A 24,377-nucleotide genomic window follows, 5' to 3' on the forward strand; every position below is an offset into this window, starting at 1 on the left:
CGAATTCAGCTGACCCGCGTTGCCCCGAACCAGTTGCGTGGAAATCCGCGTTAGAGAAAGCACTGCTACATCCACGAGGACCGTCGCGTCGAATTGTGTGTTGCGACTGTCCACGTCCCTGGGAAGAAGCCCAAATCCGTAGCCAAGAAGGCGAGTCAGCGCCACTCACCAGATCGACGCTAGCCGCTAAGTTAAGCCGTCTAGACCAGTGACCCGGCATTGACGAACCCGACCACCGACCATTCCCCGCACATCTTGTGCGCCAAATATCCCAGCTCCGCCGACGGCACGCGCTCCTTCAGGTCGAGCGGATGCCGCCCTCTCTCCGTGGCTATGAAGTGAATCTGGTGCAGCTTTCGTGAAGCCGCTGGGCGTGTCACTGACCTGCATCGACGAGGTTGGATGAGAGTCCGACAGGTGCGCTGAGGACAGCGGGCGGGTGCTGCTCCCGCATGTGGCAAGTATCGATGTTGTCCGTGGTGGAGTCGGCGAGCACCGACAGAGACAGCGATGATCCAAGCGATCGACTTGGCTGCGGCGGGACGGCCACGGCGCCCGACTCTCCGGCCGATTCGAAGTCGGCGTCGGCCGGGGCACCCTGCTGCGGGCAGTCCAGTCGATACCCGAACGACCCATCGGCAAAATTCCCGTCCTTGGTATCGACGACTTCGCACTCCGCCGAGCCATGTCTACTCCCACCGTCGTGGCGGACCTCAAGACACGAACACCGATCGACCTGTTGCCCCGACCGCACCGAAGGGCCGTCGCCCCCTTGCTGCGCCGCCATCCCGAGATCGCGGTGGTCTGCCGAGATCGTCCCGGGGGTGTGCGGAGGGCGTCCGCAACGGCGCCCCGGACGCGCTCCAGGTCACCGATCGCTGGCAACTGTGGCCGGGCCTTGTCGGCGCGGTGGAGAAGACAGTGATTCGCCCGCCACCGCACCGACCTGCGCCCACCACACAGACCACGAGCTCCATCGACGGGATCGAAAAACCTAGAAACGGGCGACTGCACTGCCGAATCTTGCCGCGAACTGTAGCATCCCAAGCCCATCCCCAGTCGGAAAACACACCCCTAGTTGTCCTCGCCATCCAAACCATTGGTTTCGTCATATGCTGAATCGAAGGCCGATCGCCGCGCCGCCACCAAGGCCTCGGTTTCAGCTCGGACTTGATCCGCTAGTTCTTTGAGTGTGAGATCAGGTGCGGTCGCCCTCAGGCCCCCTCGCGATCCTAGCCTTCTCAACAATCGTGCTAACCCGAGCTCATCTTCGCTCAGGTCACCGCTGAGGCCTTCGAACAGATCAACTTCTTCGTCGGCAGTTTTTCCTTCCAGCAGACCGTCCGCCTTAGCTGCGAGCATCATCCAAAGTTCGAATTCTTCTCGAAGCTGTGACTGAATCGACCTTAGCTGCCGAGACCAAGGCGTTTTTGGGAATCCTTCGTCGTCGCGGACATGCGACGGCTCGTCAACCCAGTGAAGGACGCGCGTCATCGCTTTCGGCGGCCAACTTTGGGGCCATGCCGACCGTCGTTCCCACAGCCGAATGATGAGGTCAGTTGCTTCAGTCCGTGCGCTAGTATCCGATTCAGGCGCCAACATCAGCTCTGCTACGCGGTGCGCCATCCATCGACTGAGTGTGTCAGTGGTATTTTCTAGTCCCAGTTGCTGGACTATCAACTGCCCCAATTTGGCGACTTCCGCCCAGGGTTTCGAGCTGTCCACCTCTCCGGAGCAGGTAGATTCGGCTTTCTCCGCGCTCGTATCGTTCACGATCCTCCTCGTCGGTTCGGTGATCAGTTCGGTTGTACTGACGTTGGATTCGTACCTCGAAGATGACGTCCATTTCAACCATCTGCAGAAAATTGAGCAGTTCCAACAGAGCAACCCGGGTCTGCCGCCCTTGCGTCGTGACTCCTCCACTAACCGCACGCTTCGAATCGTCGACGTCGCTCCATTGCTCCGCCCAAGCCACTCGCTCATCGTCCTTGCCGATCAGCTCGCGCCCGTTGCGAGTTGCCCGAACATCCAGTCGCTCCGCGAAGAGCGTCCCTGGCATGGAAATCGCTCTGTCAATCCTCCTGAGCGGATCGTGCTTATCAAGACCTTGCTGATCCCGGCGACGCTCCCGAATCCAACCGACCAGGCGGAAGTCTTCGTCGTCGATCTCAAACCCCTCCCAGTCCGCTTCCTCCGGAAGCCGGAAATCCGTCGGGTCGAGGCAGGTTTGCAACGCAGAAAGCAGGGCTGATGAGGTCTTGGGCGAAACTAACGCACTTGCCACCCAGGCATTTTCATGCCGGTCGGACAAGAATGTCTCACGGTATCCGGAAACCACAATCGCGGTTGGATGGCAGTCTAGTCCCAGTTCTTGATCGAAGTCTTCAGGTATACGGTCTCGCCACTGCTCTCTTGCAACCACGTGGCCAAACGACGCCGCCGTGATCGGCGCGGGTGCCCGCTCATCGACCGTCCAACCCATGGAGTCAGTCACGTGCTCGTCGAGCCAATCCGCCCAGGGATCCATTGGGTCATCCCACGTTGGAACCACGATAGGCCTACCCTCGTCGACCAATTCGCCGGCCGCGAGGAGCATCCCGTGATACTCAAGATAGGTATGCAGGTCTTCCACTCGCGGTAGTGCGCCGTGATCGTTTTGGCGCTCGGTATACGTATAGCGGTCGCCCAGTGCCCACGGGTCGGTAGATGCAGCGGCCTCGCTGAAGTGAAGTCGATCGACGATCCAACTTTCGACTCGCCCGCAGACATCGTCCTGACCAATCGCGAAGATACCTGCAAGCGGTCCAAACCAATATGGCACCGTGTCTAGACCATTGAAACGAAACCGGGCGTTGTCGCGGGTGTCAAATGAGCCACCCCGGCCGACACTCCCTCTTTCCACAGCGCAGGAACTTGGTCTGTTCGCGGCTAGGAGCCGCTCATACTCTCCAAAATCCTCGGATCCGAGTGATTGTGGATCGAGTAGGCGGAGGGCGCTTCGCCGCGCGAGTTCCCTGCATGCAACGTGTGGAAACGACCGATCAAGCGCTATCTCGGCAAGTTCTTTCCTGATCGGGACTATGTGGTTCGGCGACTCCGCGGCCACCCGGTCTATTACCGCCAGCATCCAGGTCTGCGCTGACATCCTGAGAAATGTGCCGGAGTCTGGCCCGAAGGCCCCAGCCGACTTCTTGTCCCACAGTCCCCACACCCCGAGCACCATCGCCTCATCGTCCGTGAGAAGTTCGCGCGCGGCGTGTGCTGCTCGCCAACGGACCGCTTTGTCCGGATGCCCGAAGAGGGAGAATAGAAGCCAAGCAACAGCCTGATTCGAATCACACGGAATGGAGGGCGTTCGAACCGGAGTCTCCTCGAAGCGAGCTACGGACCATTCCAATACTGCAAGCCGTTCCTCGATCGACAGAGGTACCGCTAGCGCGCGGACCACCGCGTGGAGTTGCGGCGGATCGAGCCGCCGCAAGGTCGGCGCGAGCGACTCGACTAGCACAGACATTGGATCGGCGAGGCTTGCCATCGACAGTAGTACTGCCAGAGTCGCATCAATGGTGTGCTCGTAGGCGATGAAGCTCTGCATGTGGGACTTGATCAATCTTGGAAGTTCCTGATCGACCCACTGCCTGACTGGAACTGTCAGACTCCAGCGGTCGACTAGCTTGCTAATCACACTGAGTACGACTCCTGCGTGGGAGCGCCAAAGAGCGTGATCCGCTGGGACAGTTGCGAGCCCGCGCAGCATGTCCGCGCGTTCTGTGGGACTTATCGAATTTGCAACTCCTTCCAGGAAGGATTCGATCTCGTCATCGCTGGCCCACTTGTCACAGAGTTCGTCAAGGGAAGAGCCTACTTCGCTCAGAGTGTGCTTGGATGCGGGTAGAACGACCCCCGGTTCGTCAGTCTTAGACTGTCCCAAGCGCTGTCGACCATCGCCGGTTGGTCGCGGCAATTGGTCCACGAAGTCGAGAAGGGCGGTGAGGTCTCTGATTGGGGAAGTCTCTCGCAGCCCTTGTCGTGTAGCCCACCCTTGGACCTTCGTAGCAGTGCGCACGCGTTGTGAGGACGGTATGTCCCGCCCTATCAGGGTGCATGTTCGCCCCAAGGCTCGATGTAGCAAGCTTTTGTCGCCCGACTCTTGTACGACAGTCAGGAGATCCAGTGTGACCGCTATCGGGTAGCTAGCTGCATTCGCTAGTAACAGCAAGGAAAGCGCCTTGCCTGGCGGAAGGAATCTACCTGAACATGCAGGAACTATTGCCCTCACACCGGCGTCTAATGACAGCAGGCCTTGATGCTCCCACCGGGAAAGAAGAGCGAGCCCTGAGGGCGGGTGGAGGGTAGCCACTGCAGCAGCGGTCTCCTTCCATGGCAACCGATCGGTGTCCGTCACGAATGGCCGGTACCGCTCAAGTGCACGGATAGTTCGCTCGGCTAACTCTGCAGCACGTAGATCCAAGCCAGCGTCGACTGTTGTGTGCGCGAGCGTCGCGTGAACACGAAGTACTCCAGCGCCCTCGTCATCTAAGCCGTCCGCGGCAGTGACGGCTGCCTCGTAATAGCCGGTCGCTAGATTTGGTTCATACCGGTCAACAATGGCAGTAATCTCGAGCAAGCGGTCGACCCGCTCAGATGCGGGCGCCTTCGAACTGACGGTAGCTCGTGCTGCACGATCAAGCCAGTTCAGCGCGACCGGTCGATATGCGCCGTGAATGATTAGTCGGCGGGCGAGGATAGGTGTCAGCCGCATACCCAGCTCAGCATTTCGCGCCCAGACTCCATCGAAGACGGCCGTTATGGTGGCCGTCGCATCGCCACGTGCTGCTGAGAGAGCATCTATTGCCGACGGTGTCCAATGCCTCGTCAGATCCGGCCCGCCGCCCCGTTGCCGGGCCGACTTGAGCGCTTGAATGCGTCGCTCAATTGGCTCCGCTATCTCGGCAACTGTTACGTCCGTCAATATGGTAGTGGCACGCGCAAGCAATACGTCGAGTGACGTCTCCATCGCAGTCATCAGCTGTCTGCGTTGTTGTTCCTTACGTTCACCCTCCTTGTGGGTATCGGCTGGGTCCGCTTGCATGAAGGTGGGTATGAGGTCATCTGGTTGAAGCCGACCGCCGTCGGCAATCGCAAGCAGACACTTGACACGCGTCAATGGCTCCCAATCACCAAGACCGGTCCATTCGCTCGGGGCGTGTGAGGGCACGCGCGGCGAAAACGTGGCGGCCCATCTGCGCAGGAGGTCTTCGTCGTGGGTTGCTGATGCAATCAACTCAGCGAAACTCGCGACCCATTCGTTGTCACGAGGTTTGATGCTTGGATTGTCAAGAGCCCCTTCGGCTATCTCTCGGACCACCGTCTCGCCAGGAGAAGCACCGTGCTCGAACAGGATTGCCAGCAAGTTGGCTTTCAAACTCGACGGGATACTCAACAAGGCTACGTCCGTAGCCAAAGCATCACCCGTTGAAGTCGAGGCGAGCGATTCGACAAGCTTTACTGCGCAGTCCATAGCGAACTCACTCGGCTGCCAGAAAGTGATCCATGCACTTGCGGCCGCAACACCGCGCAACAAATAGATCGCTTCCGCACCTGCAGCAACATCCGCAGCTTCAAGCGACCAACTGTTACTCTCGTCCGACTCCACACGCGACCACCGTTGAAGCCACGCAAGGGCAAGTCGGAGCTCCTCCTCCGCCGCTGTTCGATCGCCCGCGCGAGCACGCAACGCAGCGACACGTAGATGCAGTGGACCGCGCCACGGTTCTGTGTGACTTCCTTCGTAAATCGCGGCAACCGCAGTGGCATCGCCATACCTTATTGCGAGGTCGGGTCGCTTTCGGACGATGGCCGTGACGGCCTGATTGAACGTAGATGCCTTAGCTGCCAGAAGGAGAAGTTTGATCACGTCAGATCGATTATCTGGACCCTGCGCTACCCGCAATGCGAGCTCCAGCCGCCGCAAATAGCTTTGGAGCCGGGCGACGGGGTCGGTGATTGCGCTGGGTTGGCCCTCATCGACAGCCAGGCGCAGTAGATCCGAGGAACGACCTGCTAGCCAGAGGTGTTCGGCGCAAGCAAGGGCGGCTTCAGCATCAGTGCTCCGCTCAGCCATGAAATGCGCCGCCAGTCGCGCATGCGACGCCGCCCTCGCCGCTTCCGGCACGCGATCGCGAAGATGAGTCTCGAAATCTTCGTCCCTAAACCAAACCGTGCCATCATCGATCACAACGCCCGGGACAAGACCGTGGCAGAACGCTGCAGCGCTTGCCACATCAACCCCAGACGCCCCCGCAAACGTCGCTATTGAGACTGGCCGACTTAGCGAGATCAGATCCGCCAATTGTTGTTCGGCGCTTTCAGGATTGGCAGATTCACGGGTGGCGGCGACCACCAAGTCCTCGAAGATCTGGTGGGGCGTAGTATCTGACGCCGCAACGGCAGCCTCCACGGTCTGGACAGCATCTGCTCGACTAGCGTCGAGCACGTAAAACTGGCTTCGGGGGTTGCCACCGGTGCGGCGATGGAACGCAACGCAGTGTTCCTCTGCGGCGGAGGGAAATCTACCTCGAAGGTGAATCGAGGATGCACCCGAGTCGAACCCCCTAAGGTTCACCTCGACCGAGGTAGGTGGCGCTGCAATGCTGGCGCGGCGGTGCGTGCGACTCGTCATCAGAATGTGCACCCGGTCAGGGAGGGGCAGCAACCACAGATCGGGCAGAAACGTAGCTTGCTCACGGTTACGTCCTGCGACAATCGCATTGTCTGCGGCATCGACCGCGATCACAAGATGCCCTCCCGCATTTGCGAGGCTTGCGCCGGCCTCAACGAGCACCTCGCCAAATCTGCGCCATAGAACATGCTCATCATCTGTTCCCGGAATCAGGATCGGTGTTCCACAACGCAGCGCGATCTCATTGATGAGTTGTGTGAGAGCCGGACGGGCGAGGTGTCTAGTCTCCGTCGGACTCAGATACTCACCGTTTCCGAAGCAGTCGTATCCAACAACCACCGATCCACTTGGAAGGGCGCCCTCCAACGTCGCGATCGTCGTGGTCTTTCCAACTCCAGCGTCACCGTGGGCAACGACGTGTCCAGCACCTCCGATGATTGCCTCTCCGAGCGCAATTACGTCTGGCGATGGGATGAGCTTCGGGGGAACTTTGATTCTGTTCGGTAAGGGAAACAGCGACGAATGGCGCGGTGCACCGAGCTCGGCCAACACGGCCTCGCGGGTAAGCCTGAGCTCATCAGCGTCCGGCAGCGCCTGACGGCGTACAAGTTCGAACAACGCCCGAGTGCCCACTGTCGGAGCCGTCAGAATATGCCGCCCGAGCGTCGCCGTGATCTGATTCCACTGCTCCCACCGTGGATTGGCACCAAGCTCGTCCAGAGAAAGAACACGCAGAAAATCACCAAACTGGTATATGCCGAGTTTCGTTGCCGCCTGAAGCTTGTCGAAGTCAGCAACTTCACCGCGAGTGAGGCCACGAACGAGTGTCGATCGCTGGGGCCGCTTAGACGACTGCAGAACCGCTGCGACTTTCGTCAGTAAGCGGTGTAACCCAGCGCTGATCGGTTGGTTACTGACCAACCGAATCGAAAGCTTGTCGATCACCTGTTCACGGTCTGTGACCTCTACAAAGTGGCGAAACAAGTCGGCCAGCCGCTTGATTACGCCGTCTTGCTTGCGCGATCCCAGCTGCGCAAGGCGACTAGCGGTCCAGGCTTTGTGTGGTTGTCTGTGACTGTGCTTCAGCTGGCTGACCACAATCCGGCTGGCTCCTGAAAAGGTGCTGCCTCCGTAGTACTCAGTGAGGTCGGCGCCGAGAAGTAGCGAAGGATTTGACGCGACCGAATCTAGAGGTGACAGCCCTTCCATCACGATCAGTTCGAGATCACTACGTGGGTTGAGCATCTGGAGAGCCCGGTTCACCGCCCAGAGAATGTGGAACTCATCACCGGCATTGGACTCCTTGGCGCCCGGCGGTTCTGAAGTGCTCACCATCTGCAGTCACAACAAGTAGACGCTACACAGAAGCTGTCAAGCGTTCCTCGGACAACCTGCATGAACTTACCCTTCAGGGGATCGACTACTTCAAGTGCTTGATTCGTATTCGTCACTGCGACTCGAGCGTGGCCCGAGGTGGAGGCACCAGCGGATATGCATTGTATTGCGCCACCGCAAGCGGTCGTTCACGATGCGTGTCCACACGACAACTATCCCGATGAGCATGACATCTAGCAGCCGGCCTGGCTCTGCCTCGGTGGTCCGGGTGGGGCAGGTAGGAGCACGAACGCGGCGCCACGTCGGGACTGATCGGCACGGTGCGCACCTTTACCGGGACTGCGGTCAAGTCGATCACGATCCTCGCCCACCCTTCGTGGGTACTGCATATACATATACCCATCAACTGGACCGACCCGTCCGACGACTCGGGCAGGTTGTCGACTAAATGGGCATCCGAACGAACCTTCCTAGCTCGGTTCAGAAGCAGAGCTGAGACATCGACCTCGACCTGCTCCACATCAGCGGGCAACAACACACTCTGCGCCTTGGACAGCATCGGAAGCTCCACCAGAACCACCCTTGATCGAACCGAACCCACACCAACCCTTTGCGACGGGCACGAGCCGTTACGGGGCGTTCGCGTCCATCGCATCAACTGCGCATACTAATCGGTTCGTTCACCACACGGACATCACCCGGTAAACAATGTGCCGGCGCAGGCCCGCAGGTCATCAGCGTGTCGCCATTCCAGCCGGCCACTGTCAACTACGTGAATGACACTGCGGACAAGGACAAATGTGTGCGAGATCGGGACTACGCGAAACCTCGCGCCCAGCACTCTCGGTACGCGACCGGGCAGCGGCCGAGGCGGTGTCCAGTCATGGCTGACAAACTGCCCCGGTCGCCGCAAACGCCTCGGGCACACCACCCTCACTGACTACCCGCGACCGACCTGCGGTATGACGATGAAACGCTTGCTTGCAGAGTGATCAAACAGCGCTCACCCACACACCGGCACAAACATCAAGGCGCGCAGAACCATCCCGCGACGCGAACGCTACGCCAGCCCCCGCCACCCGCGCGCGATCGCAGCCAATCCCGCTCTGACCCAAATCCGACATTTCACGGCGCCTTCACCGCCTCTCGCCGGACAGCTACGGCCCCGCGGTCGTCGTGACTCCCGCGGTCGCTGTGACTCCGGCGGTTGGCCCTGGGCGGATGGACACGGGATCTACGGTGTCCCCACATGGAACAACCGCAGTCGTCTGGCCATCGCGCGGAGCTACTGCATTAGCCCCGCGGCCAACGCGTCCCAGTCCTGAGCCACCGCACGACTTTGTGTCCGCCGATCGTGCGCGACCTGGACTGCCAGGCATCCCATGCGGAGGAGCACCGGCACGTTGACGTGCCGCAGCGCCATGCTCTTCCGGTCATCGAGGACGATCATCCGTCCCAGCGTCTTCCCCGCCGACGCGAGCCCAACTAATGAATGGGCCGCGAGGAGCAGCTCATCGCGGCGTGCCTGCTCCCTCTCGTCCAGGCGGGCGCTGCCGGTGACCGCGTACGCCCGGGCATGCACATGGGTGCGGAGGACGATCTCGGTGGTGATCACGCTCAGCGAGGGGGTGAGGATCCCGGATCGCACATTGAGCCCATTGCCCGCCGAGGTGCCAAGGTACACCTCGTGCGCGAACTTTCGCAGTGCCCGGTTGTCGAGCTCGTACAGCCAGGAGGAGCCGGGCATCGGCAGGCTCATCGGGGTCACCAGGTCCGCCGCCAAATGCTGCGCCCACAGGACGAGTGCCTCCGGAAGCGAGTCGACCTCCCGAAACCTGCCCCCGACCGTGACGTCGCGTTTGGCGCCGTAATCCCATCGGACGCCCCGGAACTCGCCCGCCCGGATCTGCCGCAGCGCCTCGAACGGTCGGCCCAGATCATGGCCCGGGGAGCGGACCCGATGGGCGCGGCCGCCGAACCCGGGACCGGTGTAGTCGATCGGCAACCTCTTGCCTGCCCGCTCCCACCCGCGCATCCACCCGGTCTTCCTCGTGGCACCGAGCCCCTGGGCAACGGCTCCGTCGACGGCGGTGTCGTACCAAAGCGCCGCGACCCCCAGTACGGTCGCGAACCCGACCGCGATCACGTCCTCGTGGTCCCACGGGATGCGTTGCCGGGCCCGCCACCGGTCGAAACCGGCCCGCTGCTCCGGAGTGAGTGCGGCGTCGAGGTCGATGTCGGTCCAGCCGCGCCGGGTGCGGAGTCGGTCATTGGCGGCGGTCAACTCCGCATACGAGGGGTGCTCCGTGGTGTCGTTCTGCTGTAGTGGGTCCGGGATCCAGCCGGCCAGGGCGGTGTCGGTGGCCGATTCCAGCTCGGCGAGGCGGCGGCTGAGGGTGTCGAGGTTCCGGTCCACCGTCTCGTCCATGCTGCTCATCGCGCGGCGGTTTCCGGGAGACGATCCAGGATGACCTCGAGTGCCCCCTCCGCCCGTTTCACGTCCGCGTGCTGCCTACGCAGTTCCTCACGCAATGCCTTGTTCTCCGCAGTCAGCCGCGCGTTCTCACGGGAGAGTTCCCGGATCCGGTCCAGGAGTCGCTCACCGTCGGCGACGACCTTCTCGAGCCGCTCCTGCAGGCTCTGCACGACGCGGCGTTGCTTCTCGTCCCGGTTCTCCGCCTCGATCAGCACACACCGTGCGATCAGATCCAGGCGCATCGCGTCCGCCACCACCTGACCGGTCGTCCACGGTGTCCATCGGGCGCCGGCCGCGGCGACGCCGGCTCCGGCGATGCCACCGAGCCCGGTCACCAGGGCGGTGCCGCCGGCAATGCCGAAACCGCCGGCGGCGATCGCGCCGCCACCGAGGGTGGCCAACCCGGCCGAGGTCGCTGCCGCCCCGGTCAACCCGGCGGCGCTGCCGATCGCGGCGCCGATCACCGGTGCCGCCCAACCACCGGTCGCCACTCCTGCCGCCAGTCCGGCAGCACCGATGACAGCCACCTTCCCCCAGTGCACGCTCTTACGCCTCAGCCGGCGGAGCAGCAGTGTGTGCTCGTCCCGCATCCTGTCCAGATCCGTCCGGTCGAGGTGCGGGAAGTCGTCCACCAACGCCTCGAAGGTGGTGCGGCGGGTCGCGGCATGCCAGGACGCTTTCGCCGGCCACGGATCGAACAGGATGAGGTCGACCAGCACCAGCAACGACCGCTCCCGCGAATCGAAAAGCCGCGGAAGACGCCGGCCTTGGGCGGCAATGGCGTCCGCCGCGGTCTCCCGGGTGTCTGTGTCCGCCACGAGCGCCGTCAGCCAGTCCGGGCGGTCCGGCCGATCCTCGGCTGCCACCTCGAGGAAGACCGCCACGGCATCATCGAGCACCGCTTCCTTGATGACCAGGGACTTGTCGGATGTCGTGGCGTCGATATCCGACTGCATCAACGACACCTGCATCGCCGCCAACGCCACCGACTCCGGCCACTCCAGCATGCCGATCGGATCAACATCATTCATGGACATGACCGCCCTCTTCCCTCTCACACAGAAAGGTCAGTATCACCGATCGGTCCGACATCGCGGCTCAGGCACCCCCGACCACAGTGTGGTGTCAGTCAGACTGCACCTCAATGTCATTCACTCAAATGACACTGCACACGATCGGCGACGGCGACGACCCGTGACGCCTTGCTCGGTAGTGTCGTACACCTCGGCTGGGGAGTGGGTATCGAGACCATCAACCTCGGCCCGTTCCGGGTGACAGTCCAACTAGCGGAAGTCGATCCTCACCGACCCAGACGACGCCTACCGACTGCGCGAGCGACCCCTCGCCCACCCTGACGACCTGCTGCGCATCGGGCTCGGCGGCAACGGCCTCGTCCAGGACGTTTCGATCGAGACCGGGCTGCAGAACAACCGCGACACGATCGAGTTCTACCGCGACACCTACAACTGCGACGCATCAGTTCCGCTCACCTCCATGCCTCACCCCGACGTCGACCCCCTTGAGGACACCGACGCAAGGTGGGATGCGAGGTTCGACCCGTACCGGGACGTCGCCGACGAGGTGGGTGGCCCGTTCGTCGACTGGCGGATCCCGCTCGGGAAACAATCCGAAGCTCCAAGCCTGTACGTGCCTGACGAACACCACTACGCCAATTCCCGTCACCGACTCGCCGCGGACGTGACCCTTCGGGACCCTCCAACCGTAGTGGTTACCTTCCGGTTTACCGCCAGTGCGCGAGCAAGAACGAAGGAACCCCACCAGCACGAAACACGACTGACGCGACTGGTGGGGCCCGGTGCCACCCCATGGCAAGGGCAGCAAATAGAAGGTTACCAACCAGAGGGATATCCGTTACGTCCGGTTCGTCTGGTTTGATGACCGCATGACCCAGAAGGTAGCCGGCCGCACGCCATCGGTCATCGACGCGGTACGCCTCGACGACGTCGCACTCGAGCCCAGCCTCATCGATCCGACCTGGATCCTCGACGGCATGCCCAAAGCCCGTGGCGGGCGATGGACGCAGAGCCTCGACGGCACCACCACCCACTGGGTGTGGGACTGCACAGCGGGAACGTTCAACTGGTACTTCGCACTCAAGGAGACGGTCCAGATCCTCGAAGGTGAGGTGACCGTCTCCTCGGCAGATCAGCCTCCTCGCACACTCCGAGTTGGTGACGCAGCAGTCTTCCCGGCACACACCTGGGCGCAATGGCATATTCCCCGATACGTACGCAAGCACGCGATTCTGCGGCCTCACACACCACGGCCGATGCGAATCCTGATGCGCTTCCACGGGATCGTCGCCAGCACGATGCGACCTCGCGGCCGACGCCGCGCCCTGTCCAGCTAGGGTCCGGCCATGGGCGGCGAGTGGATCCAGATCGACAGAGATTGCGTGACGTGCGGCAACGCCGCGTTCCGGCACTACATCTACGCCAGCCTCGGCGGCGTGCTCATCGAGACCGACCTGTACGAATGCGCCACCCCGGGTTGTCCCGGGCCCGTCGCGATCTGCGAACCAATCGACGGATGACCATACAGAGACCGCACCGGCCGAACCGTGACGCCCACTGGCGGGGTCTCACTGCCGGCACGCACCCACAGCCGCGGCAAGCGAAACCCCGCCCAACTTTTCGGGGGTCTACCGGGCTCTTGCAATGTCGACGACACGAGCGCTGCCACCAAGCCACCCGCTCCGGCCACTCCAGCACGCCAATACGATCAATATGGTTCCTTGACACGACCGCCCCCTCCCCTCACACGCAGAAGGTCCGTATCACCGATTGGGCCGACTTTTCCTGCGAGACGGCTTAGACCGGGCTGAGCACATAGTTGGGCTGGATCCGGAGTGTCATTCACGCGAATGACAGCGGCTCGACAGCAATATCCACCGCTGCAGGCCACGGCCAACATACTGCTTGCCGTGTCACACCCAACCAATAATCTGCCTCTCTGTTCCCGGCGTCCTCTCACCATTTCGCTCGGGGTGGCACCCCGGTTCAAGGTCCCTCGGATGCGCGGGCAGTCGGTCTGCGCCGCGTGTCGGGGTTGCGGGCTACAGTCTGACGGGATTGCACAAGTTGGCGCTCGACACCGCACTTGACAAGGACTTTCGGATATGTCGGTCATCGCTCGCTATCACGATGTTTCCGGCGCGTTTGATCGCGACACGCTGCGACTGCTACATCAGAAGTACGCGCCGGTGATCGTGACGGTGCTGGGCGAGGTGTTCTCTGAGGACGACCGGCGCGTGGTGGCCGAAGACGACCTGCACGATCAGGTGGACTTCCTGCTGGAGCGGATCGGCGAATCCGTTCCCGGGACTGAACTGCCGCAACAGCGGGGTCGTGCCTTGGCCTATTCGTGGGTGGAGGGCGCAGCGCGCGGGTGGCTGCGTTACAAGGACGGGTCGACGCCGAGTGGACCCACCACGTATGAGATCACCAATGAGGCGCTCGACGCATTGCGGTACGTGCGCGAGACCGGTCGTCACGCGATGGTGTCCGAGTCTCGAGTCAAGGACCTCATCACAAAGGTGCAGGACACCGCGTTGATGATCAGTGAAGATCGGGAGCGGCGGATCGGCATTTTGAGCACCCAGATCGAGAAGCTGGCGGAGGAACGTGATCGTCTGCTCGCCGGTGGTGATTTGGAGTTCGCCGGGACGGGTGAGGTCATCGAGGTCTTGGACCAGATACTCTCCGAAGTCAACAATTTGCCGTCGGACATTCGTAAGGTAGGCGAGCTGTTCGCGGATATGCGTGAACAGTTGCGCCAGGAGTTCCGTGACGACGACCGTTCTACCGGTGAAGTGTTGGATTTGTACCGGCAGCGCATGGATGCGTTGCTTAATAGTGACGACCGTGGGCGGGCGTTCGTAGGCGCGGTCGAGTTGCTGCAGAAGACCGGCATGATGCGGGCGTTCGCGACGGACATGGACATCGTGCTGGCGCACGAAGCCGCGCAGGGGTTGAAGCCGGAAGAGCGACGACGGCTCAAGCGGACCTCGAGGGAGTTGAGCCGGGAGGTGCAGCAGGTGATGGTCTCGCATCGGCACATCGTGCAGACCATCTACTCGTATCTGAGTGCCCCGGATCGTATCCAAGCAACAGAGCTGCGGACTCTGTTGCGGGAGTTGGATCGTCGGCTTTCAGAGCGAAAGGCCGTGGCGAAGGTGCGCAGCCGGGTTCCGATCGCCTTCGTACCCGCCACGATCGAGCTCGATCGATTGCGCACAAACCTTGCTGATCCTGCCGATTTCGCCGCGCCCCCGGCGGCCCGTCCACATCTTTCCATCCCCATGTCGGCCGAAGAACAGCGCGAGCTGCTGCGCATGGGTGGGCCGGACGTGGACAAGATGCGAGGCATCCTGATCACCCGATTGAAGGCGTCCCCACGCGCCACCATCGCCGAGGTCTTCAATGCCTTGCCCCGAGAGGACCGGAGGCTGGTGGACCTGTTCGCCTTGTTCGAGGCGTCGGCCGACACGATGGCCCTCCGTCGCTCCCAAACAGTCGGAATGACCGACATGTATCTCACCGTACATCCGTTGGGGATCGAGGAGCGTGTCTTCGAAGCACCCCGGCTGACCTACACCGATAAAGACCGCAGCGTATTGATCGCCAACATGGAACGAGCACAGCAATGAATACCGACCCTGTGGACGAGTGGGATGACCTGCTGTCGCAGGCCGTCGACGACAGTGAGCCCGCCGAGTCCGACGACGAACCGGACGAGTTTCGGTTCCGGCCGTCGGACACCATCTTGTTCACCGGCGACCAGGGCACGTTGACCTATGAGGCCCGGTCAGTGCTGACAGCAATTCTCAAACGTAACTACCTGTCGGCGGACCAGCATCCGAAGCTGTGGACGTTGCTGCTCAAACACCGTTATGACGTCGAATCGCGGCTCAACGACCTGTTCCTGACGTTGGTGTGCGACACCGACGCCGGGATCGCTTACAAGGTCCAGGTCCCCGGCACCCGGTTCCCCACGCTGATGTCGACACAGAACCGTGCCTACACCTGGACCGAAACGATCCTGCTTCGGCATCTGCGGGAAACCTATGCCAACGAACTGGGCCGGGACGGTAGCGCGAACGTGGTCATCTCCAAGACGGAGATGGTAGAGCGATTGCAGGCAGACAAGTCGATCCAGCGCAACGACGAGAAGAAGCAACGCGAGAATGCGGAGAAGGCATTCGAACGCATCGAGAGCGCGGGCATTCTCGTCTCGACGCGCGACACCGGCGCGGACCGCTACCGCATCTCCCCGGTGATCGTGCCACTGATATCGCTGGACAAACTGAAGGCGCTCAGCGCTTACCTCGACACCCTGGACGCCGACGACACGGTGGAGCCCACGGACACCGACGGTGAGATCGCCGCGGTCGACCTGGGCCCCGGCGAAGGATCAGACGATGACCTCGACTGAGACGGGCACCTTGTTCCCCGACACCGGCAGCCCGCAGTGGCGGATCGAATCGATGCATCTGCTCAATTGGGGCGGTTACGACGGCTACCACCGCATCGACTTCTCACCTGGATCGACCATGATCTCCGGGCCGTCCGGGGTCGGGAAATCGACCCTGATGGACGCTTACACCGCGCTGATGATGCCCAGCAACGTTCCGTTCAACGGTGCCTCCAACGCCGGCCAGGGACGCGCTCGGGGCGGCAACCAGCGCAATGTGGTCTCCTACGTGCGCGGTAAGACCGACAGTGTGCAAAACACCAGCGGCGAACTCACCGACCGCCGGCTTCGGGGAATCGATGCCCGGGGCCTGCCCTGCAACGCCGCGGCAGTTGTGGCGGTCACCTTCCGCCACGACACCGGCGCATACTTCACCGCCGCCAGGCTCTTCTTCGTTCGAGCATCGATCAGTTCCGACGGGGAACTGGGAAACCCGCTGCGCCTCACCATCGACGGGACCGTCGACGTCGAGCGACTCTACAACCTGTTCGTCGAGGGTCTCGGGCAGCAGGGCTACCAGCGGAAGCTGGAAGCCACTTTCGTTGGGTCGAAGGTGCACGACACCTACACCAAGTTCCTCACCGTCGCCCAGAGCACCCTCAGCATCGGCAGGAAGGGTGAGAGCGATAAGGCGCTGGCCCTCTTGGCCCGCATCCAGGCCGGGCAGCAAGAAGCGACCATTGATGACCTATACAAGAAGCTGGTCTTCGAGCAGCCCTCCACGTTTGATACGGCCAAGCAGGCACTCGATCACTTCTCGGAGCTGTCCAACAGTTACGAGACGATGCAGCGCGCGTACGACCAGGTAGAGGTGCTCTCCGACATTCAGGAGCGCCACGACCGGTACCAGCGCGCGATGGCCAATGCCTCCGACCTCGTTGCTCTGCGGCACACGGATTCGGGGGACACTCCGTGGGTGCTGTGGCAGAGCAGCGTCGGTGACGCCGAGTACGGGGCCGCCCTGAACGCGGCCGAACAGGACCTAGAGGAGGCCGAAGACGCCTGCCGACGGACCGCAACAGCATTTGACGCGGCAGACCGTAAGGTCGACGAGCTGAAGAACGCAATCCGCACCGAGGGCGGGGAACGTCTGGACCACATCACAGCGGAACTCAAGAGCTGGAGCGAGACACTCGAGCAGCGGGCACGCAAGGAAGCCCAGTTCCATTTCCGCGTTGCCCATCTCGACGACGTCGTAGCTCCGGCCAACGCGGGAGACATGTCATCGCTGCAGCTCCGAGCACGAGCTTTCATGGACAGACACACAGAACAACTGGATGCTGTCACCGCGGCAGCTCGCGAGGCCGACGCCCGTCACGCCGACGCACAGCGCGCACACAAATCCGTGTCCGACGAATTGGACGATCTCCGTACCCGTCCGGACTCGAAAATTCCCACCTATCTCCACCAGCGGCGCACCGAGTTGGCCGAGTTGTGCGGTATCACCGATCCGCGCCGCGATCTTCCGTTCATCGGAGAACTGATCGATCTGCACGCCGACGACGAACGCTGGCGCACCGCTGCCGAAGCCGAGATGGGCGGCATCGGCCGCCACATTCTCTACAACGAGAACATCCGGGCACAGTTCGTCCGGAACGCCGACCGCCTCTCCAAGGGCGTGCGGTTACGGTCAGAAGCGGTCCCCGTCAACGCGTCCGCCCCGACAACGATCCCCGATCCCTCCACCCTCGCGGGGAAGGTCCAGTACAAGCCCGGCAGCCCCTTCATCGGTTGGCTCGAAGGATTCATCAACACCACGTTCACCCATGAATGCGTCGACACTGCCGACGCGCTGCTCATCGACGACGGGCGCAAACGCATCACCGCCCACGGGCAGACACGGCAAGGACGGTCCGGTGCCCACGGTGCGCCGCTACCCAAGGACTACGTCCTCGGATTCAGCAATGCCGAACGCATCGCCGAACTGGAAACGGAGGTCCAACGCCTCACCGACGAGGAACGCACAGCCCACCAACGGGCGGAACAGCTGCACAGTCAGCGCTCGACGATGGTCGATCACCGCGTCACATGGGAAGCGGTGCTCGATTTGAACTGGGCCGAGATCGACACCGGATCCGCCCGCGACGCCATCGACGCGTTGGAGCAGGAACGCGACGCAATCCTGGCTGCCAGCGACAGAATCGCCGAATTGAAACGACAGCAGAAACAGGCCGAAGAGGACCGCGACGCCGCCAGCGAGGCCAAAGCCGCGGCGCGCAACCAGCGCAAGAACCTCAATGCCTCCATCGCCGCCCTCGAGCCGCTGGCCGAACGCTACGCCAGCACCCACTCCGCGCTGGTGATCACGGGTTCGGTCACCGTGACCGACGCGCAGCAAAGCCTGCTCGACAAAATGCTGGGACTGTCCTACACCGGCGACGCCCGCACCCTGCAGGAAGCGTTCGGGAAGGTCTTTGACAGCATCACCGACAGGTTGGCCGACGCCACTGACGAAACTTCCAATGCACGCCGAGCACTGGAAGACATGTTCAAACGGTTCAAAGCGGAATGGGACAACTACGAGTGGGGCACCGACATCGCGTCCTACCCGAACTACTACAACCACTACCGCCGGCTCGTCGACTCCGACGTCATCCGTCATCGAGACGACTTCCTCGGGGAGGTCAACAAGTGGACCGGGATGGAGTTGGGGTTGCTCAGTAGCGAGTTCGAGACCGAGAGGCGGCGCATCATCGACCGGCTGCACGACGTGAACGCGATCTTGGAAAGAATCCCGTTCGGGCGCGACGGCGACCGCCTCCGCATCGACCCCGCCGAACGTGAAACCCCGACGTCGCGCCACTTCTGGTCCAGCCTGCAGCAATTCATCGAAACATCCAGCAGCGCAACACCCATGACACTCGACGTGGCGAAGGCTCGTTATCACACCATTACCCAGTTCATCCGGCAGATCATGCCTGCCGACCAACTACCTCGCGGCGAGTCCTCCCAGCGAGAGGAAATCCTCGATGTGCGCCGCCACATCAGCATCAAGGCCCAGAAGGTCGACCCCGCCGACCCCGACAACATCAAGGGCACCTACGCCGAATTCGACGCCAAGTCCGGTGGCGAGATGCAGGAGATGGTGGCGTTCATCGTCGGTGCGGCGCTGCGATACCAGCTCGGAGACGAACAGAACTCCCGCCCGACCTTCGCCCCGATCATCCTCGACGAGGCGTTCATCAAGGCCGACTCCCAGTTCGCCTCTCGGGCCGTGCAGGCCTGGATCACCCTGGGGTTCCAGCTCATTGCCGGATCGGTTGTCGACAAGGTCTCCGCGATCTCCCGCAAGGTCGATCGGGTCATCCTCATCAACAAGGACACGGAGGGCTACTCCACGGCATCAGCATTCATCGCAGACGCACCGGTGCCGACATCATGAAAGACCCTGCCGCCGTCATCACCGACCTCACCAAGGCGCTCACCAAGCACTGGGCGGCCTGGGTTGTCGACGAGCCAACAGGATGGCCACGAACCTACCCGATCGGCACACCCGCACGCGGCGACCTCGAGACCAACTACGCCACCACCCACCGGCCGGTCATGCAGGCCTGGGACCACTGGGGTGCTCAGCACGTCCACCTCTCGTGCAGTCTCCGCTACACGCGCCGCCGTGTGGGCCGGCTTCTCCTGAACATCCCCACACATCTCGACATCTCCGACCTCGACACGGCCGCCGCTCTCGCCGCCGAAGACTGGTCCATCACGATCGCCCGCGCCCGTCATCGCCGCCAAATCCTGTCCGACACCCTCGACTTGGACCTACAGCCACGCCTTCTTCAACAGACAGTTGCCCTCGCCGACACCGACTTCACGCTGATCTGTCGCACCGTCGACTGGTTCCACCACCACGACGCCACCGGCCTCACCACCCGGCAGGTCCCGATCCCCGGTCTAGACGCAAAGTGGCTCGACAAGCACACCCCGCTGGTCCTGGCCCTCCTCGACCGGGACAGCCTCGACCTGATCGACCGGCCCCAGCGCATCGACCTGACCTATTTGGACCAGAACTGGCGTGCTCGCGGAAACCGGATGCGCGACAGCCTCGCCACCGACGACACCAACGCCACCGTCGCCTACCCACCCGACATCATCATCATCACCGAAAACAAGGACAGCGCACTGTTCTTCCCTACCCTCCCGCGAGGGATCGCCGTCGAGGGCGGCGGATGGGCGATCACCCACCGCATCACCCGCCACACCTGGTTCCAGCAATGCCCATATATCGTCTACTGGGGAGACATCGACGCCCACGGCTACGAAATCCTCAACAAACTCCGCACCGAACACAGCGTGGTCGATTCGATACTCATGGGCCCACAAACGTACGACGAATACCACCAATTCGGTGTGCGCACTGATCGGCGCGGAAACCCGATCTCCGCTCAGCGTAAGCCACTTCCGAATCTCACCGATTCGGAACGAGTTGTCTACAACCGCATCACCGACTCAGAACATTCCGGTCCGCTACGAATCGAGCAAGAACGCATTCCACTCCAACTTGCAGAGCAAGTCGTCCGATCCCGCACGCCTCGCCAACCCCCTGACTAGCTTGGCGCGCGACCTGGGCCCCGAACCCACGTTAGATGTGAGGCTCGACCCAGTCGGCGTGGGTGATCAGCCAGGAACGACCCGGCGCATCGGCAGCGCCTCGAAGCCCCTATTGCCCGATACTGCCGACTCTGCGGCTCCACACCCATGCCCAAGGCCCGCGCACCAACTCCGATCTACGCCAATCGCGCACGACAGAGTGCACTATTGACTACTCACTGAGCGCTCATTATGCTTCGATGCATGCCGAACACTCGCCAGTTACGTGAAGAGCTCGAAATGACGCAACCGGAAGCTGCAGCAAGGGCTGGCGTTAGCGTTGCAACGTGGCGACGCTGGGAGGACGACCCCGCGTCGGTAAGCAGTGCCACTCGCACGAAGTGCGAGAAGGTGATCGATCGCGAGTCCGCCGCCAAGGAACGAGCCAAGCAGATCTCTCACAAATATGAACAGACCTGGAATGACTCCGTCACCTTGACACCGCGACAGGCCTACGCATTGACGGTCATACTGCACGGATGGGCCGACACCGACCTGACGATGTGGATCGACGGTGACCTCGATTGCCCTCTGCACGATGTTGGCCCCTTCGCCGGGATCGACCGTCGTGCGATGTTCTACGTCGACGGGAACAAGGCATGGGCAGCAAAGGCACTGGAACGCTGCCGAGCAGTTGCAAAAGAGATCGAAAGTGGCACACTTCCGTTCGACCGGCCAGGGTGTTTCTTCGACGAGCTCCTGATGGCAGCAGCTCTCCACGAAGCACCGCACATCATGGACCAACTACCGGAACTGTTCGAGGGGATCACGCCTCGACCGTTCCGCGACTTCACAGACGATGACGATGTCGATGACTTCTACATGGTTGACGAGGAGTGGGATGCGGTCAGCGACCGCTTCGACGATTTGTGTCGATGGGACGAATGGGAGGTGCCCCTCTACGCGGACCATGACTTACTCCCGGCCGTCCTCGCCGAACGCAACCCGTTCAACTGGTTCGACCGCGCGGAGGGAACCGGCGCCGGCTACCTCCAGAAACTGTCGGGCTTGGTTGTCGATGACACGGAGGAAAGTCACATCGACGTAGACGAGAGTGCGTAAGTACCTTCACCCGACACCGACCCAAGTCATACGTCCGAGCGTGGTCGCACCGCCGAACCCGGACGCCATGGTTGCGCGGCGAAATATCTACCCACCTCAGCGCGATTTGAGTGTCGCCGCAAATCGCATTGGGGTCGTTCAGGATGCTCGAATCCCGATCCCCTTGATGCCGCGGACCTTGTAACGATGCGAACGGGCTAGTCTCGATCGACAATTCAGCGATACGGAATCGGTGTAATCACCCGAGTCCGAGGACGCGTCGCCTCGTGCATGCGCAGCCCACGCGGACCATCTTCGGCGGCACCGGGCATATCTATCAGCCATGCGAACACATCGTCGGAGAGCTGACTCGGATCCTCCAGGTCCGCGAGCAGCACCTCCTGGCCGCGCTCGTCGTACGGTGACGGCAGATCGATCCCCGCCTTGATGGCATCGCGCACAATCTCAGTACAGATCGCCTGCCAACGGCCCTGCCCCCACCAGTGCCGGGTGTACTCGGTCGAGCCTCCGATCGTCAGAAACCGCATAGTGGCCTCGCCGCCCAGGATCTGCGCGTCAATCTCCTGCCACGCATCCAGTCGCGAGCCGACGGTCTCTTGGACCTGGGACCATCCGTAGCCGAACAGCTCGGCGATCACTCGACCGTCCGGCAGCGTCCAGGTGGAGTCGGTCAGCACGACCCGTATGCCGTCCCAGTCGATCCCCTCGATCGGGTCGATGTGGGGACGGATCGCCGCGGTGACCGCGATGTTGACCCGCGCCATCAGAACGTCGTCGGCCAGGTGCCACGCTTCGACGGCGGTGTCATTGCGCCAACACCACGCGGCGATCCCCAACGCAACAGCGTCCGGTACACAGTCAGGAAGAACGTCGCTGGCCAGCATCCCTGCGACCGCGGTCATAAAGGTCACCAGCTCGTCCGACGTCGTCAGATCGGTGATTACCTGTTCGGCCGTGACGTCGCGTTCCACGGCTGCTACCGCGAAGATCCACTCGGCGTACTTGCCCATCATGAAGTCCGGAAGCGACACCACAGCGTTGTCCGAGAGCGCTATTCGGGTGGCATCGAGCAAACCCCACTCACCGGCACGCTCGGTCACCGCACGCTGTTGTTGGTCGATGTCCCCCGCAAGGTCGATGACCTCGTCGTCATCGAGCATGCTGAACAGTTCCGACGATTCTTCGTCGCCGAAACCGTCGAACGATTGCAACAGCAATTCGCCCTGCTCGGGCCGGTACTCCACCTCGATTGCCATACATGTTCGACGCATCCGCGTAGCCAGGATCGGTCCGATATCCGGGTCGAACTCACCCCACGGCTCATCCTCGTCCATCGACCACCCCGCCCACCGCAGGGCATCCAACAGTTCATGCAGACGCTCCCAATGCTCCGACCACTGCAACTGTGTGGGTTCCTGCGGTTCGCGGCTTGCCGCGCTAACCCGGTTCAGCAACCATTCCGCCGCCTCGGGATCGTCGACGGTAATGATCAACGGATCCGGACCCACCTGCGCCGGTTCGTAGCCCACCATTCGCGTTAGGCTGGTCACGCCGATGCCCCGACCGGCAAACACTCCCTCGAGTCGGTCCCCCACCCCTCTCAACGCCGTATTACGGTCAGCGGTTCTCCGTTCGAAGGCAGCCCTGTCCGCTTCAGCTTTACGGCCCGCCTCATCGAGACGCCGCACCTGCTCCGAGGTGCCCCACATCCGGCGCCGCCCCTCGGGGTGACTCGCCACTTCCCCGTCGGCTTCGAGCCTTTCCAGTACGGATATCACCCGCGGCACCTGACAGCCCAACTGCGCGGCGATCTGCGCCGCAGCGACCAGATCCTGCGCCTCCGCGTGTCGCTGCAGACACCACAGCACCTGGCCCTCGTCAGTCCACAACGGATCCGCGTCGATCTCCGCGGCTTCCCCTGCTGTCACATGCGCCCGGCACGCCGGCGCGAAACGCTCCAACGGCCTCGAATACCGCACCGGGGCCTGACAGGAGCCACCCGCATTTGTCGCACGTCCACACAAGGGCCGATTCTTCACACCCGCCGATACTACTTTCTGCGACCACCTATTTGGCTCCCGGCATCACACACCTCTCCGGAATTCACGGGACCAAACCCAGGCACCGTTGGTGCGATGTCCGGTAGTCCGCCTTATCTCCCTACGCGACCTTTGATGCCGATTACCGCCGCGCTGCTGCGCTAGCGTCCGAAGCTCCGCCACGGCGACGGCGATGCAACCGGCGCCAGTTCCGTGCCAAGCCTCGATTCTGTTGCCTCTGCTGTCCGCGGCGGTGGTGTTGCCGACGTCATCGACCGCGACTCCTGACGATCCAGAGGTCGTTTGAGCCAGGACAGACTGCGCACCAGCCGGATCCAGTCCAATTTCGCGGTTGCTACAGGAGTCCATGACCGATGTGGGCCGGTAGTATCGACTGCCCCATGACTCGGCCGATACGGGCCAACGAACGGCAAGGGGTCCGTACCTCATACGGGGACACTCTCAACGCACGAATTGCACGGTATCAACGACCGAGGTGTTTCCTACGTTGTCGACAGCGACACCATAGGATCCCTGCACGTCGGTGAACGTCAATGTTGCCTGCCCTCGTCCCCTGACTGAGGGCAGATTCGAGAAGCTGGGTCGGCTGACAGCGGCCAGGACCACCAATCCACTGCGAAAGGCCCACCGCCATCGATCGAGCCGTGGCCACGCGCGGTGGGCGGTGTCGCGAGACGAT

The 24,377-nt window shown here is 62.2% G+C and carries 14 protein-coding genes; 7 read left to right on the forward strand and 7 right to left on the reverse strand.

Annotated features, from left to right (window positions below; all coding sequences use genetic code 11):
• Positions 1-1,074: 1,074 nt before the first annotated feature.
• The 5 genes from P3H15_RS47995 to P3H15_RS48015 form a co-directional block, all read right to left on the reverse strand.
• The gene (locus tag P3H15_RS47995) at positions 1,075-1,365 is read right to left on the reverse strand and encodes a hypothetical protein (protein ID WP_276143785.1); all 291 of its coding nucleotides are present in this window, start codon (positions 1,363-1,365) and stop codon (positions 1,075-1,077) included.
• A gap of 277 nt (positions 1,366-1,642) precedes the next feature.
• Positions 1,643-8,017 (reverse strand): ATP-binding protein, encoded by a 6,375-nt coding sequence (locus P3H15_RS48000; RefSeq protein WP_276143786.1) that lies wholly within the window; start codon positions 8,015-8,017, stop codon positions 1,643-1,645.
• Between the two features lie 112 nt (positions 8,018-8,129).
• Positions 8,130-8,672: a TerD family protein gene (locus P3H15_RS48005; RefSeq protein ID WP_346348869.1), complete on the reverse strand. Its 543-nt coding sequence runs from the start codon at positions 8,670-8,672 to the stop codon at positions 8,130-8,132.
• A gap of 630 nt (positions 8,673-9,302) precedes the next feature.
• Complete coding sequence (locus tag P3H15_RS48010; RefSeq protein WP_276143787.1) at positions 9,303-10,454, reverse strand: hypothetical protein; 1,152 nt, start codon at positions 10,452-10,454, stop codon at positions 9,303-9,305.
• Positions 10,451-11,530 (reverse strand): hypothetical protein, encoded by a 1,080-nt coding sequence (locus P3H15_RS48015; RefSeq protein ID WP_276143788.1) that lies wholly within the window; start codon positions 11,528-11,530, stop codon positions 10,451-10,453. Before P3H15_RS48015 ends, P3H15_RS48010 begins: the two co-directional genes overlap by 4 nt.
• 866 nt (positions 11,531-12,396) lie before the next feature.
• On the opposite strand from P3H15_RS48015, the gene P3H15_RS48020 reads away from it, so the two are divergent.
• The 7 genes from P3H15_RS48020 to P3H15_RS48050 all read left to right on the forward strand — a co-directional run bounded on the left by P3H15_RS48020 (position 12,397) and on the right by P3H15_RS48050 (position 21,638).
• Entirely contained in the window at positions 12,397-12,864 is a 468-nt protein-coding gene (locus P3H15_RS48020) for a cupin domain-containing protein (protein WP_276143789.1), read from the forward strand.
• Between the two features lie 9 nt (positions 12,865-12,873).
• The gene (locus P3H15_RS48025) at positions 12,874-13,047 is read left to right on the forward strand and encodes a hypothetical protein (RefSeq protein ID WP_164063559.1); all 174 of its coding nucleotides are present in this window, start codon (positions 12,874-12,876) and stop codon (positions 13,045-13,047) included.
• A gap of 585 nt (positions 13,048-13,632) precedes the next feature.
• Entirely contained in the window at positions 13,633-15,162 is a 1,530-nt protein-coding gene (locus P3H15_RS48030; protein ID WP_276143790.1) for a DUF3375 family protein, read from the forward strand.
• Entirely contained in the window at positions 15,159-15,947 is a 789-nt protein-coding gene (locus P3H15_RS48035) for a DUF4194 domain-containing protein (RefSeq protein ID WP_276143791.1), read from the forward strand. Before P3H15_RS48030 ends, P3H15_RS48035 begins: the two co-directional genes overlap by 4 nt.
• Positions 15,934-19,368: an ATP-binding protein gene (locus P3H15_RS48040; RefSeq protein ID WP_276143792.1), complete on the forward strand. Its 3,435-nt coding sequence runs from the start codon at positions 15,934-15,936 to the stop codon at positions 19,366-19,368. The genes P3H15_RS48035 and P3H15_RS48040 overlap by 14 nt, the downstream gene beginning before the upstream one ends.
• On the forward strand, positions 19,365-20,537 hold the full coding sequence (locus P3H15_RS48045) for a Wadjet anti-phage system protein JetD domain-containing protein (RefSeq protein ID WP_276143793.1): 1,173 nt from the start codon (positions 19,365-19,367) through the stop codon (positions 20,535-20,537). Before P3H15_RS48040 ends, P3H15_RS48045 begins: the two co-directional genes overlap by 4 nt.
• 243 nt (positions 20,538-20,780) lie before the next feature.
• Positions 20,781-21,638, forward strand: a complete 858-nt coding sequence (locus P3H15_RS48050) for a helix-turn-helix transcriptional regulator (RefSeq protein WP_276143794.1) — start codon at positions 20,781-20,783, stop codon at positions 21,636-21,638.
• Positions 21,639-21,853: 215 nt separating this feature from the next.
• Here P3H15_RS48050 and P3H15_RS48055 read toward each other — a convergent pair whose 3' ends face one another.
• Together P3H15_RS48055 and P3H15_RS48060 are read right to left on the reverse strand one after the other, a co-directional pair.
• Positions 21,854-23,599: a hypothetical protein gene (locus P3H15_RS48055; RefSeq protein ID WP_276143795.1), complete on the reverse strand. Its 1,746-nt coding sequence runs from the start codon at positions 23,597-23,599 to the stop codon at positions 21,854-21,856.
• Between the two features lie 540 nt (positions 23,600-24,139).
• A partial coding sequence (locus P3H15_RS48060) for a hypothetical protein (protein WP_276143796.1) occupies positions 24,140-24,377 on the reverse strand: 238 nt, incomplete at its 5' end.

This window comes from Rhodococcus sp. T2V (genome assembly GCF_029269925.1).
GTDB lineage: Bacteria > Actinomycetota > Actinomycetes > Mycobacteriales > Mycobacteriaceae > Rhodococcus_F > Rhodococcus_F koreensis.

Excerpts from the sequence above, each read along its gene's own strand:
- P3H15_RS47995 (WP_276143785.1), bottom strand. The coding sequence starts at position 1,365 with ATGATGCTCGCAGCTAAGGCGGACGGTCTGCTGGAAGGAAAAACTGCC.
- P3H15_RS48000 (WP_276143786.1), bottom strand. The coding sequence starts at position 8,017 with ATGGTGAGCACTTCAGAACCGCCGGGCGCCAAGGAGTCCAATGCCGGT.
- P3H15_RS48005 (WP_346348869.1), bottom strand. The coding sequence starts at position 8,672 with ATGCGATGGACGCGAACGCCCCGTAACGGCTCGTGCCCGTCGCAAAGG.
- P3H15_RS48010 (WP_276143787.1), bottom strand. The coding sequence starts at position 10,454 with ATGAGCAGCATGGACGAGACGGTGGACCGGAACCTCGACACCCTCAGC.
- P3H15_RS48015 (WP_276143788.1), bottom strand. The coding sequence starts at position 11,530 with ATGTCCATGAATGATGTTGATCCGATCGGCATGCTGGAGTGGCCGGAG.
- P3H15_RS48020 (WP_276143789.1), top strand. The coding sequence starts at position 12,397 with ATGACCCAGAAGGTAGCCGGCCGCACGCCATCGGTCATCGACGCGGTA.
- P3H15_RS48025 (WP_164063559.1), top strand. The coding sequence starts at position 12,874 with ATGGGCGGCGAGTGGATCCAGATCGACAGAGATTGCGTGACGTGCGGC.
- P3H15_RS48030 (WP_276143790.1), top strand. The coding sequence starts at position 13,633 with ATGTCGGTCATCGCTCGCTATCACGATGTTTCCGGCGCGTTTGATCGC.
- P3H15_RS48035 (WP_276143791.1), top strand. The coding sequence starts at position 15,159 with ATGAATACCGACCCTGTGGACGAGTGGGATGACCTGCTGTCGCAGGCC.
- P3H15_RS48040 (WP_276143792.1), top strand. The coding sequence starts at position 15,934 with ATGACCTCGACTGAGACGGGCACCTTGTTCCCCGACACCGGCAGCCCG.
- P3H15_RS48045 (WP_276143793.1), top strand. The coding sequence starts at position 19,365 with ATGAAAGACCCTGCCGCCGTCATCACCGACCTCACCAAGGCGCTCACC.
- P3H15_RS48050 (WP_276143794.1), top strand. The coding sequence starts at position 20,781 with ATGCCGAACACTCGCCAGTTACGTGAAGAGCTCGAAATGACGCAACCG.